The organism is Bacillus sp. AFS053548, from assembly GCF_002575105.1.
Lineage (GTDB): Bacteria > Bacillota > Bacilli > Bacillales > Bacillaceae_G > Gottfriedia.
In genome coordinates this window covers 72847-87666 of sequence record NZ_NUHI01000022.1, presented here as the reverse complement: position 1 = coordinate 87666, position 14820 = coordinate 72847, and the positions used below count along the sequence as shown (strand labels likewise).

11 protein-coding genes and 1 pseudogene are annotated in these 14820 nt (G+C 31.6%); 3 read left to right on the top strand and 9 right to left on the bottom strand.

Features of this window, described 5'->3' with window-relative positions; all coding sequences use genetic code 11:
- Positions 1-58 precede the first annotated feature (58 nt).
- The 5 genes and pseudogenes from CN946_RS11295 to CN946_RS11275 all read right to left on the bottom strand — a co-directional run.
- Positions 59-871 (bottom strand): VOC family protein, encoded by an 813-nt coding sequence (locus CN946_RS11295; protein ID WP_098861205.1) that lies wholly within the window; start codon positions 869-871, stop codon positions 59-61.
- Positions 871-1983, bottom strand: coding sequence for a flavin monoamine oxidase family protein (locus CN946_RS11290; RefSeq protein ID WP_098861204.1), 1113 nt, complete (start codon positions 1981-1983; stop codon positions 871-873). The genes CN946_RS11295 and CN946_RS11290 overlap by 1 nt, the downstream gene beginning before the upstream one ends.
- 217 nt (positions 1984-2200) lie before the next feature.
- Positions 2201-3589, bottom strand: a complete 1389-nt coding sequence (locus tag CN946_RS11285; protein ID WP_141546901.1) for an aminotransferase-like domain-containing protein — start codon at positions 3587-3589, stop codon at positions 2201-2203.
- A 233-nt stretch (positions 3590-3822) separates the two neighbouring features.
- On the bottom strand, positions 3823-4293 hold the full coding sequence (locus CN946_RS11280) for a hypothetical protein (protein WP_098861202.1): 471 nt from the start codon (positions 4291-4293) through the stop codon (positions 3823-3825).
- A 212-nt stretch (positions 4294-4505) separates the two neighbouring features.
- Positions 4506-4707: pseudogene (locus tag CN946_RS11275) on the bottom strand (class I SAM-dependent methyltransferase); the annotation flags it as partial.
- A 990-nt stretch (positions 4708-5697) separates the two neighbouring features.
- Here CN946_RS11275 and CN946_RS23465 point away from each other — a divergent pair.
- Entirely contained in the window at positions 5698-5874 is a 177-nt protein-coding gene (locus tag CN946_RS23465; protein ID WP_176547303.1) for a hypothetical protein, read from the top strand.
- A gap of 371 nt (positions 5875-6245) precedes the next feature.
- The gene (locus tag CN946_RS11265) at positions 6246-6947 is read left to right on the top strand and encodes an FHA domain-containing protein (protein WP_098861200.1); all 702 of its coding nucleotides are present in this window, start codon (positions 6246-6248) and stop codon (positions 6945-6947) included.
- Positions 6948-7553: 606 nt separating this feature from the next.
- On the opposite strand, the gene nagZ is transcribed toward CN946_RS11265, so the two are convergent.
- The 4 genes from nagZ to CN946_RS11245 form a co-directional block, all read right to left on the bottom strand.
- A complete protein-coding gene (gene nagZ, locus CN946_RS11260) occupies positions 7554-9197 on the bottom strand; it encodes a beta-N-acetylhexosaminidase (protein WP_176547302.1) in 1644 nt (547 codons plus the stop codon).
- A gap of 521 nt (positions 9198-9718) precedes the next feature.
- Positions 9719-10828 carry a GerAB/ArcD/ProY family transporter gene (locus CN946_RS11255; protein ID WP_098861199.1) on the bottom strand — a complete coding sequence of 370 codons (1110 nt, stop codon included), beginning with the start codon at positions 10826-10828 and terminating at the stop codon, positions 9719-9721.
- A gap of 19 nt (positions 10829-10847) precedes the next feature.
- Positions 10848-11960 (bottom strand): Ger(x)C family spore germination protein, encoded by a 1113-nt coding sequence (locus CN946_RS11250; RefSeq protein WP_176547301.1) that lies wholly within the window; start codon positions 11958-11960, stop codon positions 10848-10850.
- Positions 11947-13461 carry a spore germination protein gene (locus CN946_RS11245; RefSeq protein ID WP_098861197.1) on the bottom strand — a complete coding sequence of 505 codons (1515 nt, stop codon included), beginning with the start codon at positions 13459-13461 and terminating at the stop codon, positions 11947-11949. The genes CN946_RS11250 and CN946_RS11245 overlap by 14 nt, the downstream gene beginning before the upstream one ends.
- Positions 13462-13934: 473 nt before the next feature.
- Between CN946_RS11245 and CN946_RS11240 the strand changes: the two genes are divergently transcribed.
- Positions 13935-14732: an HAD family hydrolase gene (locus tag CN946_RS11240; RefSeq protein WP_098861196.1), complete on the top strand. Its 798-nt coding sequence runs from the start codon at positions 13935-13937 to the stop codon at positions 14730-14732.
- Positions 14733-14820 lie beyond the last annotated feature (88 nt).

The window sequence follows — 14820 nt, the reverse complement described above, 5'->3', positions numbered from 1 at the left end:
TTTTACAAGTTTTTTACAAGCCCTTTTCAACACTTAAAAAAAGAATCAGTAGAATAATTTATTTGAACTTCCAAAAGCCATCTAACATTTCAAAAAAATGAATTTGATTCGTGTCTGTAAGGCTCACTAAAAAAGGTGTCTCCCCTTTTTCTTTTAATACCTTAGCAGCCGGACCATCACCAATTGGTGTACAAAATAATAAATTAGTTCCGTTCAATTTTAATATTCTACAACGTGCATTGATTTCGGAATCAGTGAACTCTTCTCCTTGTTTAAGGCCAAACAAATTCTCCCAAATTTCTAATGTCTTATCTAAATTATCTACGACAAAACCAATGCTTTCCAATTTGGGTTGACCTACTAAATGTGATCCGATAAATCCTTGATCCTCTAATTCCGAATACCTTTCTTCATCTGATTTTTGCCATTCAATAAAAAATGGTAACTTAACATTTTTTTCCGGATATTCAGGGAATAACAATGACCATCTGATTATTTGTCCATCAGCACGAACTCTCTCCCCAGTAAGCGGTCCATATACTGTAAGTCCCTTTACTTTCAGTTTAATTGCTAGTTCTTCAATTTGATTGGTTCGGATCGCTATTGTCGCAGGACCTTCCCGACTTTCTTTTGCTAGCTGTTCTACGATTTGCGTAATTAATCGATTTTCATCGTGCTTTTCAGCTATTGATAAATGTTCAATTCCTAAAAATTCAATATAACTTAAGCCAAAATAAGTTAGGGTATTATATGTTCCCCAAGATTCATGACGTCCTCCCTTCACAACATGAATTCCTCTTTGCTTTAAAGGTAACATTGCTTTCTCTGGTTTCTTAAAGAACCAAACAAGGTGATCAAAATATAAATCCATTATTGTACTCCTTTCAATCGATAGTTAATGATTTCAGCAACCGCCTTTTCAGCTGATCGAAGGGCACCTTCAAGATGTCCACTATAATCTGAATTCGTCTCTGTACCAGCAAATATAATTTTCTTTCCCCACATGCCTTCTACTGGGAGTGGACCATAGCTTTGGTAATTTTTAAGAGGACTTAAGTCCTCCTCAACAGTGGTTTCAGAATCTGTGGACCAATCTTTGTAAAAAATAGCTTTTACGTCTTTAGCTTCACTTCCAAAAAGCTTAACTAATTGGTCAACAACCAATTTTAAAACTTTATCCTGACCCATTTTTTCACGTGCTTCTGGTGGCATTCCAAAGAAACCAAATAATGCACCATAGCCTTTAATAGGAGAGGCATCATATATTTCTTCTAAGGGACCAACTGCACTTAATACATATCCAGAAAGTCCTAATTCTCTCCAGAATGGACGATCAAAGACTGCTACTACCTTGGCCTGTCCCGCCATCCACGTTGGTTTTTTTACGATATCAGTAATAAGATTTGGATGGAGTGAAGGTGAAAATTCAATGTGTTTCGCCACAAGACGTGGTGGCAATGCCAAAATAACAGCATCTGTAGAAAATTTTTTTCTCATCCCATTCGAAAGCTCTGCTTCAACCGTGATATCACCAGATTCATTCAGTTGAATTTTCTTAACTCGTGTTTCCAACTCAACTATTTCTGAGGGAATAGTCTCTGTTAGAGCATCGATAAGAGACTGCACACCTCCAGTCAATCGAAGCCATTTTTCGTCTGAATTTTCTTTCAGCACACAGCGTTCTGGTGGCTTTATTTGAAAACGTTCTATTAATATTTCGCCTTTCATATATTGTTCAAATGTTTCTAAATTTAGTTCTTTTACAAGGTTAGCTATATGATTCTCATACTGTGGCCAAAACCACGTAGGACCAAGATCAAATTTACCTAAATCAGGTCTAATTGAATCAGAAGTACTCAAAACCCTACCACCAATCCTATCTCTTGCCTCTAGAACTCTACATTTAATACCTTTTTCAGTAAGTAGTGATGCAGCACGTAGACCACTTAAACCTGCACCAACAATAATTACAGGATTGTTCATATATTGTCCTCCCTCTGACAACGTCAATGTTGTATAAACGTAATTTAATCATAATTCAAAAACTATTAATCTCTAACTCGTAACACGTACAATCCACTTTCTAGAAAACTAATTCTTGTTAATAATTCTATTTTTCAAACATCTTAACACGCACAAAAAAACCATACAACATTATAATTGTGTGGCAAACAATTTAATAAGTGTATGGTAATTAATACTACTTAAGATCTTTTAGTAATCGTTCAAGAATCATCAATCCCTGCTCAAGCTCTTCAAGTGTTTCTGGTGCACAGACGGAAACTCTAACAGCCCGCTCTGGACAACTTTTTCCAACCACAAAACGTTCCGCAGCATACACTTGTACCCCTTGTTGTACAGCCAAATTTTCAAAATCAGCACCCGTGACTTTTCCTGGTAATAGTAACCAACGAAATATTCCTCTTTCACTACCTAAACAGGTATAGTCTGACAAATATTTATTTACGACTTCGTTTCTACGAATGGTTTCTTCACGATGAACCTTAATTATATTTTCAAATTGATTCGATACAATCGTACGTGCCGCTAGTTCTGAAAATAATGGGGAAACTGATATATTCAGATTATAAAGTGCCTTTGATATTGCCTCCTTGAATCGAATAGGCATAGCAACATAAGCTAGCCGTAACCCCGGTGCTATTGATTTTGATAAACTCGCAATATAGATACTGTGTTCTGGTGCAAAAGATGCTACTGCTGGAATTGTTTTTTCATTAAGGAGATTATATGTCGCATCTTCAATAATGAACTGATTATACTTTTTAGCAATTGATGCAATCTTTTTACGATTCTCAACAGACAAACAAGAAGCTGTAGGATTATGATAATCCGGAATCAAATAGATGCCTTTAATGTTGTCATTTTTACAAGCATATTCATAAGCAGTTGGACTCATTTCATAATTCTCTGACTTAATTGGTACGATTTGCACACTGAGCATCGCTGCAATCGTTTTTAAGCCAGGGTAAGTATGATGGTCAGCACCAATGCGGTCTCCGGGCTTACAAAGACTTGCAAGTGTAGCTGCAATCGCATTTTGCCCCCCACTTGCAAATAAAATATGATCGACTGTTGTTTCAAATCCACCTCTTAGGATTAGCTTTATAGCTGCATCCTTTTGCCACAAGCTTTCCCCTGCTCTTCCGTATCCAAACCACTTTTCATAATCTGACTCTTGCAGCATGTTTTTCAGTTGATGTAATAATGGCTCATAGGAAGCATTATCTGGAAGTGTCGCACCCATCTCAATTAAATGCTTCGGCTTAGTATCTTCAAGTAAATACGCATTGGATAAGGCATCATAAGATACAAATGTCCCACTTCCCACTGTTGCACTTAACAATCCCTTTAACTCGCATACTTTAAACGCTTTTGAAATGGTACTAAGATTTAAATCTAAATAATCAGCCAGTTCACGCTGTGGGGGAAGTTTAGTCCCAGGTAATAAAATTCCATTTAAAATATCTTTTTCCAATTGCTCTGCGATTGCCTGATAGATGGGCTTTTTATTTTTATCAATCGATGGCTTCCAACTCATCGGATAGTTTTCGAAAGAATTAATTGACATAATATGCATCCTTTTTTCACACAATTATATAATTGTGTGGTTTATTAAACAAATATAAATTCTATCGATTTTTATGACGTATTAAAAAAGAAAAGTAGTTCTAGCAAACACTCAAGGTAATAATATATTGTAAAAAAAATAGAAAGTATGCCTTGCTATATAGATCATCAATTCCATCTGACATATGAAATAACCAATATAAAAACTCCTCAACAAGGCAAGGAGTTTTTTCTTCATTTATTTCTTTCCAGGAAATCTTTAACTCCTTCGAAATGATGCTTCATTTTTCCATCGATTTTCTCAAGGATAAAATGACCGTCTTTTGCAATTGGACTACTTTGTGTTTGATGTGAATCAATCGAAACAGTATAGTGACCCGAACTGATCTTCATTGATGATAAGTTATGAATATGTTGCCCAACATCATAATGTAACCAATCGATTACATGGTAGTAAGCATTCTCTATGGCCATGCAGACTGGGTATAGGAAAAGTTTACTCGTTGGAATCAGTAAACCTACTACACCTACTCCGAATCCGACAAGTACCACTTTCTTTCCTATCTCTTTAGCCAAATGAGCGAACATGAATCTTGAATCAACAAACGATTGTCCATTTTTCGTTTCCCCATGAATGAGTTTGTGATGACACTCGATCACTAATTTTTGTTCATATGGATAATACGTTGCAAATCGTTTCATCATCTAGCATCCTCTCTTCCATATAACACTATTCATTCATCATGTTTCCCTCTATTAAACGATATGAGACAACTGGTAAAGTATTCTAACGAATGTATGTACTTTGCAGTCTAAACAGAAAAAATCACAAATCAAGTAAGAGCATAAATTTGCAAATAAATTTTATTAGCTTCAATAATCACCACATCAGATGTTTATAAGAAAAAACGTCCCCATATTACATCAAACGACTTAATGTAGTGAAAAGTCAACGAACTAATTACCACATCAAATGGAGAATTTGAAAAATCGATGTCTTCAATTGGCATATTAATAAAGTACATGCCATTCTCCCGCACCTTCAAGTCCTTTAACAGAACGTGGCATTTTTTCATAAGCATAAAAGAATTTTGCATCATCATATTTATTTTGTTTCATCATTCATACATCTCCTATAGCATAACCCTCGATCGGAATTAATTACTTTTAAAAATGAACTTGGTGTTGACCAAACTTTAGCTTCAATCGTGAATCCGTTCTGTAAATCGATAGTTTGTGAAGGATTTTTACTAGAAACGTTTAATTTACTTTATAAGGTTTTATTTACTTCTTTGATAGTAGAGATATCTTTTTCTGTAATTTTTATATTCTTTTTTGCGTATAGAGATTTCACATGATCTAAGGAAGCTCATTTGACAATCTACTACTCTCTTATTTTGGTTCTCAATTAAATTTAATTTATCAGCGGGTTCCTTCACAAAAACATTTTAACTAATCTAAATATTTCAAAAGGAGTAACTTTATGAAAACATTGAGTTATTTAGGTTTCTCACTTCTTTATATCTTAGGATTATTTTTATTGTTAGACTTCATATTCAAGTTTCAAAACATAACCTTTGACAATACTTATTACACTATTTTGTACCCCTTTTTAGGACTTTTTTTGATCGGTATATATGCATCATTGCCAAAATTCGCAAGCAAGATTACTAAGGCTGGATTATCTTATAGGTCTAATGATAAATTAAAATGGTATGTTTTATTAATTTTCATTATCATTTTTACCTTAATTGTTTTAATACGATTTAATACTTACCAAAATGTATTAGTAACTATACTATGTTTTTTTGGTTATGTACTCTCATTAATTACAGGATTTAAATTAATAAGGTTTATAAATAAAAGAACAGAATAAAAGAAGAGGCCTTATAATAGGGCCTCTTTTAAATTGAATCGATTATAAAATTTATTTTAATACTGTATTTATAAATCTAGAATCTTTTAAAAATTTGCATTTACGGTTTGTTGCTTCAAGAGAGTAAAAAAATGTTATCAATAACATGTTCTTCTCTGGCATACTCATTTCTTTACATAATTCTAAATAAATACATGAACAAATTCCAATACTAGTCTTAAGAGGTGATATTAATGGGTAAATGGAACGAGCAAGCCGCTGCGAATAATAATTTGCCATCTAGTACAATCCGTACATCTGAGCTTCTGTTAGGCAAGAAAGCAGACCATGAATTTTCAGAAGACCTTTCTGATGGAGGAGAAAGAAATCAAAATATTGAGTTGCTGAATAAGAATCCTAAGCTGAAATAATTTTCTGTATGCCTCAATTAAAGAACAAGAGCTAATCGAATTTCTGACGATTAGCTCTTAACAATAATTGTAAATAATTACTCTTTGAACAGAAGTATAACTAGATGAAATGAAGTTAATATGTAAAATAAAAAAAAGCTAACTAATTTGTTAGCTTTTTTGCTTCTATGAAAGTCCTAAGCCAATGATGGCTCAAAAATCATTATTTATGTTTAACTTTTATTCTATTTAGATTCATTAGGTATTAATAGAAGAGATTCATATGTTCCTGTTTTTTAAGCCACAATAAAAAATCAATTATCTTTACAAATTAGTTGCATGTGATATACTCTTTTTGGTTTAACTAGATTAGTTTTCAAAGGAGTAACTACATGAGTATTCAAAACGTGTATCTTTCTATAAAACAAGGAGAAACAGCCACAAACCAAAATAGAATTCCAATTTCCTTTAATGAAACGTTACTAGGGCGTACGTGGGGTAATGATTTCCCAGATATTCCTTTTACAAGTCAATATATTTCAAGAAAACATGCTCTAATTTGTTTCGATAAAGAAGAAAATTACACTATCGTTGATCTCATGAGTAAACATGGAACACAAGTAAATCATATTTTAATAGAAAAAAATAAACCATATTTTCTTCGTGATGGCGATTGTATAAGTCTTGCAAGTGGTGCCGCTGTACTTATTTTTCATAATCTATCAGAGCAGAACCTTGGAGACACACTTGATATGCCATTAGTTTTAGATAAACACCTAAACGATTTCAATGGTTTAACAGTGAATGTAGTTAAGAGAGAAATTTTAATTGATGGAGTAAGAATCCATCTAACTAGTAAAGACACAGAATTATTTTTGTTGTTATATCAAAGAGCCAATAGCGCAGTTAGCTATAACGAAATTAAAATAAACGTTTGGCCGGAACGAATTACTAGTGAAATTGACCAACCTAATGTAGGACGGGAAGAAATTAATACCCTTTTATATAGATTACGTAAAAAATTAGGTAAATACGGTCAAAAGATAGTTTCTGTCCCTCGATATGGTTATATGTTTGAACTAGAAGATATGTAATAAATTAAAGATATAAAAACGAATGTAAAAGAGTGTAGTATTTTTTTAAAATTCTACACTCTTTTTAGCAAATAATTGTATTTCCTTTTAATAATTAACTAAAAAAACATTTACTTATTTTTTCAATTAATTAGATCGTTTATAATAAATTAGCTCTTACTTTTTTCTCTAAAATTTTTAATTCAATATAAATTGCAATAAAAGAACACAATGAACCCACTACAAGAATTATTGCGTATACATATACGGGTAGAATTAACAGAAAGTACCCTAGTATAGTTCCAACAGCTATCAATAAATAAAACATTACAATTCACCCTATTTCACATTAATCAAATTAAATCAAAATCTTCTCTAAAAAAATTATGTACTCATGTAAAGATATTACTTCATGCATTCTTACTCAATATCACATTGATAACAAAACACTAACATTTTAATATTAATAATATTTGTACACCCACAGTTCGATAAAGTAATGCTTCATTTTAGTTATCAATTGGAATGGAAAAAAAAAATTTCAGTAAAATAAAAAACCTGTTCCGTTACAGGAACAGGTTTAAAGTTGGTTATTTCATGTAATATACCTACATTTAATTACTCATATTATTTATTAACGTTATTAGGATTGTAAATTGAATAATGATCCAATACAATATTTGCCTTCTTTAAAGGAAAAACAAATTTAAGCTTATTAGATCCAATTGAATAAGTTATTATTTTTTCGTTATTTGAGGTAGTAACTTCAGAACTAGGTGAACCAAAATAATTTTTTATGTTATTAATCGTTAAAGATTTTAACTGAGGATCAAATGAGCGTAATTCAAATATTAAATGGCTTTTTTGATATCCAATTACTACGTTTCTCTTTGTGTAAGTGTTATATGTTCCTTTAGCAGCGGCCACATATACACTACTGTCTTCTTTTCCCCATTTTTGCCTTACCCCGTCAATATTCGAATTCATTACATTAAAATCTGCATTGATTATTTTTCCTTCATTAGCCTTCGTCGAAATATTTTTTAAAAGTAAGTACTGCTTATTACTAGTTTCATTGTTATAAGTAACGGCTTTTTTTATTTGTTTATTTAAATTTGTAACATTGACAGGTTGAACTTTATTATTGTTAAGTTTATATTTTTGTTTTAAAGCTAGAATCTTATAGACACTTTTATTGATTGTATCTTCTGATATTTTTTGATTTTTAACGGCTGTATAGATGCTATTGTATATGGTTTTCACATTTTCATTTCCATGTCCGATCAAAATAATATTACTACCGGCATTAATAGAAGTTACTGCTGCGTTACTTAAGTTATAGTGTTTAGCGATAGCGCCCATTGACATATCATCCGTTATGACAACACCATTATAGCCATATTGTTTTCGTAACAGATCCGTTATCATCGCTTTTGACATAGAAGCTGGATACTTAGAATCTACCTTTTTTACTACTATATGAGCTACCATCACCATATCCGCATGATTTTTAATTGCATTATTGAATGGAACTAGCTCAAACTTTTTTAAACTTGATAGATCTTTATTCACTATAGGAAGGTCTAAATGAGAATCTACTGAAGTATCCCCATGCCCAGGGAAATGTTTAATGACAGGAATTGTGTTTCCTTTATGAATTCCATCCATCATTCCAATACCAATATTTGAAACGATACTTGAATTTGTTCCAAATGAACGATCTCCAATGACTGTATTTTTAGGATTACTTTGTATATCGAATACTGGTGAAAAATCAGTATTGAATCCAAAGGATGATAGCTCCTTTGAAATCATATTACCTATATTATATGCATATTGCATATTATTTTTATTTCCAATTGTTCTTGCAGAAGGTGTATTTAAAACCGCTGACGGCATTCGATTTACTCTACCGCCTTCCTGATCGACAGAGATAAACAAAGGTATCTTGTTATTTTTATTATATGTTTTTATGTCATTTGTTAAATTTACTAATTGACTTGGACTTTTTATATTTGTTCCAAACAGTATTACGCCACCTAATTTATAATTTTTTAAAAGAGTATCTGCATTACTTGATGTTGTTCCATCAAAGCCTGCGATAATCATTTGTCCAATTTTTTCTTTAAGAGTTAGTTTATTTAATTCAATAAGTATCGGGTCAGTTTTTGAAACAGTTACATTTTTCTGAGCCTTAGCTTCTATACAACCAGATAATAATATGAAACTACTAATCGCAATCATTGATAACCTTTTAATATTGTTTTTCATATTTTCACCTCTAAATTCAATATGATGTATATGTCAATATTGACCCTTTTCAAATCATAGCAAATAAATGTTTCTAAATTATAAACGTTTTGCATCAAATTTATGATTAAATACAAATCTAATCTTTGATCTAGTAATGATTTAACAAAAATTGCTCCACATCATATCTGCTATTTGAGAATGTTCGTTCTAAACGTTAGAAACCCCTCTAATTTTCTACAAAAAAGGAGAATCCCTATTTTTTTCTATATGCTATTAATAAGTACAAATATTCCCTACCTGTGAATATTTTTATAATAGGTTGAGAACGAAAACTAATCAGTTATTTTTTATCATTCATTTTTAAATTAGGAAGCTTATAAATTATCAAAAATGACACTAGAGCGGTTGAGATAAAGAAAAAATAAAATTAATTTAATTTGTAAAGTAAAAAAAGCTAACTAATTTGTTAGCTTTTTTACTTATTTGAAGTCCCCAAGTGAATATTGGCTCAAAAATTACTATTTATTTTATGTATCAAACTAATTTCTCCCTAAACGTTCGGCTTTTTTAAAAGCTTGAAAGACCATATAAATAATAAACAAAATTGGTATATAAACATATAGAAAGCTAGTAGTGACATATGTCATGAAAGTCCCTATTTTCTCTACATCCAATTTACTTTTGACACTGATCACCATGAAATGAACAATAATTATTGAGAACCATAAAGACTTTCTACTTTTAAATTTAAACGATTCTTTTAAAATTCGGAACGCTCCCCACAATGCCATACAACAAGGCGGAAGTATTACTAAGAGCCATAAAAATATATATACATATTCAAATCTTTCTATAAAAGGATAGCGAATAATTTTTGACATCATTAGAGTTGGCCAAGTAATATGTTTAAGTTGTCCATGACTAAAGTAAGCAAATGAAACGAAAGTAATAAATAAGTATAAAATGATTGTATACGCTTGTGATATATGTGCCCATTTTTGAGATTTTTGATTATTTTTAATAAACGGAAAGTATATAAGCAAAAATTCAGGTCCTGAGTACATGAGAATACAATACTTTGCTGAAACATAATAGTCACTTATACTATGATTAAAAACTGGTAATAAATTTGTCCAATATGCATATTTCAATGGAAAGTAAAATGTTAACAATAAGAGAGAAGGAATTATTACTCCCCAAAAACAGATTCCTGTAATGACTCTAAATCCTCCAATAACCAAATATGTGATAACAAAAAGCATAATAAATGATAAGAGCCAAATTGGAAAATATGGAAAAACCCAAGTAATAAGAACTGCTATATAGGATCGAATGATCGTTGTAATCACTAATAGCATGTAAACATAAAAAAAAGTATTTAATATATTTCCTAACCATTTCCCAAATAATTGTTGGTGTAAAGACATAATATCTCCATTATTTGATTTCTTTAACAAATAATACATTAACCAAATAATGATATGTATAGAGATACCAACTAGTAAAACCGAAACCCATGCATCTTGTCCGGCTCCTTTTACTATATTACTTTGAAAATTCAGCAAGCCAACACCTGTTTGGGTACTATGAATAAGAAAAAATAAAAAAAAGGGAGATACTGTCAGACTTTCTTTTAATTGTTTACCCATAGACGATCTCCTCCACTTTTTACTCGCCAATCCCAGATTGAAATAATACTACTTTTACATTCACATCATATTCAATAGCTGGATACACCTTTTCATAAAATTCCTTTTCGTTCCATTTTTTCGAGTGTGCTCTTGCTATATCACCTATACCTATAGGATCAACTTGCTGTTTTTGAAAGGTTAATAATAGTTTTTCAAAATCTTCTTTCATTTGTTTTTCCAATTGATTGTTTAAAAATAGATTATTTTCTCTTTTCATTAAATCTAGCCATTCTGGATAATCTTTTACCATCCCATTTAGAGTAATATCAAATTTCACTTTTGTTTTTGCCTTATTGGCTTTAATTAATCTTTTTTCGTCCCCATTTAATATCGTTAATATTGCAGAATCAATTTTCTTCCCTTTCTGTATATTGATTTCTGTTTGTCCTCTAATTACTCTTCCTCTTAATATTTTATACAGTAAGCTTTCTCTAGGATTTAAGATAAGAGCAAGTTTGTCCTTCTTAAATACAGCTAACCCGCTTACTTCAATATTCTCGTTTTGATTTATCTTAATATATGGTATTGAAGCATCTCTACCTTCTCCATAGTAATCAAATAAAAAACTATGAAAAGTTGGAAGCGGTACAAATTGGTTCTTAAAATTTTGTTCAACCAATTTATAGATATAGTTGCTGTCCTTTTCTTTGTTTTTCTTTAATAATTCCCCGGCTGGTTCTTCTGAAACAGCCAATAGTGCATTGCTTCCAATCAATGGATCCCTACAAACCGCCTTAACAAAATAAGACACCCCATTTTCAGCTAGTTCCTTTCCAAAAATTAGAAGGTTCAACTTTCCAATTTCTATTGGTTTTGGGGATTGTTCATTTAAAGCTTGTTTAATTAATAGGGATTTCTTACCACTTCCTTGTAGAATAGAGCTCCCCTTATTCCCTACTTCGGTATAATCAGAATAAAGTGCCGTTCCAACAAAATGATCATTAACCTTATCTAAACCGTATACTGATAGAATTTGTACTTCATCAATAATTTTTTGCCGTGGAAAAGAGCAGCCTGATAGTAACAAGGATAGTAGAAAAAAAGCACAAAAGAAGCATATATTTTTTCTATTTATACTATTCATTTTCATTATTTCGATCATCCTTAACTTTATTAGGATTATATCTTTTTAATGAAAGGGGTCTTAAAAATCTACTTCGAGTCGAAGTAAATTGATAGGATGACCGAATAAAACTATCGCTTAAGCTTTTTATTCTAAAAGGATACAAAGGAACCATATATGGATTTCCTAAAGATTTAAGCTTTAATAAATGCCCTAGCAGAAGAACAAATCCTATTATTATTCCAAAACCGCCCATAAATGCTGCAAGTAAAATAAGTGGAAACCGCAAAAGTCGAATTGCATTTGACATTTTAAATATAGGTGTTGTGAAAGAAGCAAGTGCAGACAGTGATACAATGATCAGTAAAATATTGCTTGTTAGTGCTGCTTGGACAGATGCCTGTCCGATTACAATACCACCTACAATACCTAGTGTTTGTCCAATTTTTGTAGGTAAGCGAGCTCCTGCCTCTCTCAGCAGTTCAATAGTAGTTTCCAAAAAAATGGCCTCCCATATCGGGGGAAAAGGAACATGAGCTCTTGAACTAATGAGGGGTTGCAATAAATCATCCGGTAAAACTTCATAATGATAGGTTAATATGGCTACATATATTGGTGTAGCAAACAATGAGAAAATAACACTCATTATACGAATGATTCGAAAAAATGATCCTAATACCCAATTTAGATAATAATCCTCAGGAGAAATAAAAAAATCCAATATTGTAGTTGGCCCAGTAATAATGTAAGGCGATCCGTTGGATAGAATAGCAACTTGCCCATTAACCATTGCATATACAACCCGATCAGTCCGTTCAGTTGATAAAAAAATTGGAAAAGGCGTATTTGAGTTATCGGAAATAATTTGATCAATTTGAGAATTATCAAAAATAACATCGAAGTCGATGTCTTCCAATCGTTGACGAACAGTTTGTACATATTCTGGATTCGTAATTCCATCCAAATATGCAATAACTACTTCTGTTTTAGACATTGAACCTATTTTGATTTCCTCAAAAACTAACTCAGGTACAGCTAGTTGTTTTCGAAGTAAATGAAGATTAGTACTAATATTTTCAACAAATCCAACTTTTGGACCAATAACACTAAATTCATTTTCTGTATCATTATTCTCGCGATAACCAAGATTTGGATTTTCTACGCTTATTGTCAAAAAGCGCTTGAAATACTTGAATTCAAGAATAACATATCCTTTTATTAATCTTTTTTCGATATCTAGTGGGTCATTTGTAAATTGGACATCCTCAAAAGGAATCGACTTCTTCACATCATTAATGGTACTAATTTTCTTAATATGCTCTTGTAATGACGGAAGTAAAAGGTTATTTATTTTATCGGCATCTACCATACTTTTAAAGTAACTAATGGTTAGATCCTGCTCTTCAGATAATGAAAATTGGTAGAAATCGCTCGATTTAGCAGCCTGTTGAAATATGGACGTTATTGACTTCGTTTCTTTCTCGGACTTTTGATCATTTAAAATTCGATTAATTGATTTTAAACGCATTTAGACCACCCAATCGAGTTTGTTTACTTATTTCTAAGTATTAAATATTATCTTCCTAGAATTTCCATCTTATTTTCTATTTTATTTTTTCGTTCTTTCCAATTTATATACAATAAAAGTATTCAATTTATATTTAAATTCATTCTCTAATACATCCTTCCGATGCTTTAAACACCGAATTCCATCTATAAAAACAGTTATTCTCGTCAACAAATTACTTTAGTAGTACATTAAGATTTTAGTAATTATAAAATTACTTATATGAGACCCTTTCAGTAAATCAGGTTGAATTGCAAAGAATTGTTTTTTATTGAATTGATTTACTTTAGTTATTTAACTGTTATCACATTTACGGTTATTTTTTTCATTTCCCTGCTACTCATTATTCTTCAATATATCTATACACTGAGTTTACTAGTTTTTAATATTCAGATGATATGATGGGTTTAACTTCAAATGAGGGGGCAGAATAAATGAATATACGTGCATTATTTATCGATATGGATGGTACACTCTTAACAGTCTCAAACGACATTTCTCGCAGAAATATGGAAGCCATTAATAAGCTCATTAATCAAGGAGTCATGATTTTTCTAGCAACTGGTCGACACTTTGAAGTGACCGCTCCCTACCATAAAGAAATTGGGTTACAAACTCCGATGATTTGTTTGAACGGTGCCGCCATTCATGATGGTGAGACAGGAAGAATGATTCAAATGGAGACAGTCAAAGTGAACGAAGAACTACTCCATCATCTGACTGCTGAAAACCCTTGTAATGTTATTATCCATACAGCTAATGGACTTTACTGTAAAGAAACAAATAAAGAAATTGATTATTGGACAAAAGTTGGGCAAATTCCACCACGATACCTTGGTGACTTAAGACTGGCTAATTATAAGGATGTTCTTAAATATAGTGTTCGAACAAGTGAACAATATACTGAATTATCTACTTTGTTTAAAAAGGAAGCTGAAGTCATAGATTGGAATGACGGTTTTGAAATGGTTGCTCCAAATGTTTCAAAATGGTCTGCTATTAAAAAACTACTTCGTGCATATCGAATTAATCCAAATGAAGTAGTAGCTATAGGAGACGGACCAAATGATATTGAAATGCTTCGTCATGTTGGCACAGGTGTGGCAATGGGGAACGCTTGCGAAGAAGTTAAAGCAGCATCTGACTTTGTAACTGGACATCATGAAAATGATGGATTAGCTGAATTTATCGAACGTTATCTCCTTAAATCCAAAGAAACATTTGCGATTTAATGTTCTTTTCTAACAGGTGCAATGAATTGAGGTAAATCCTAATTCAGCAATCATAACAAAGGCTCAGAATAAATCTGAGCTTTTTTGC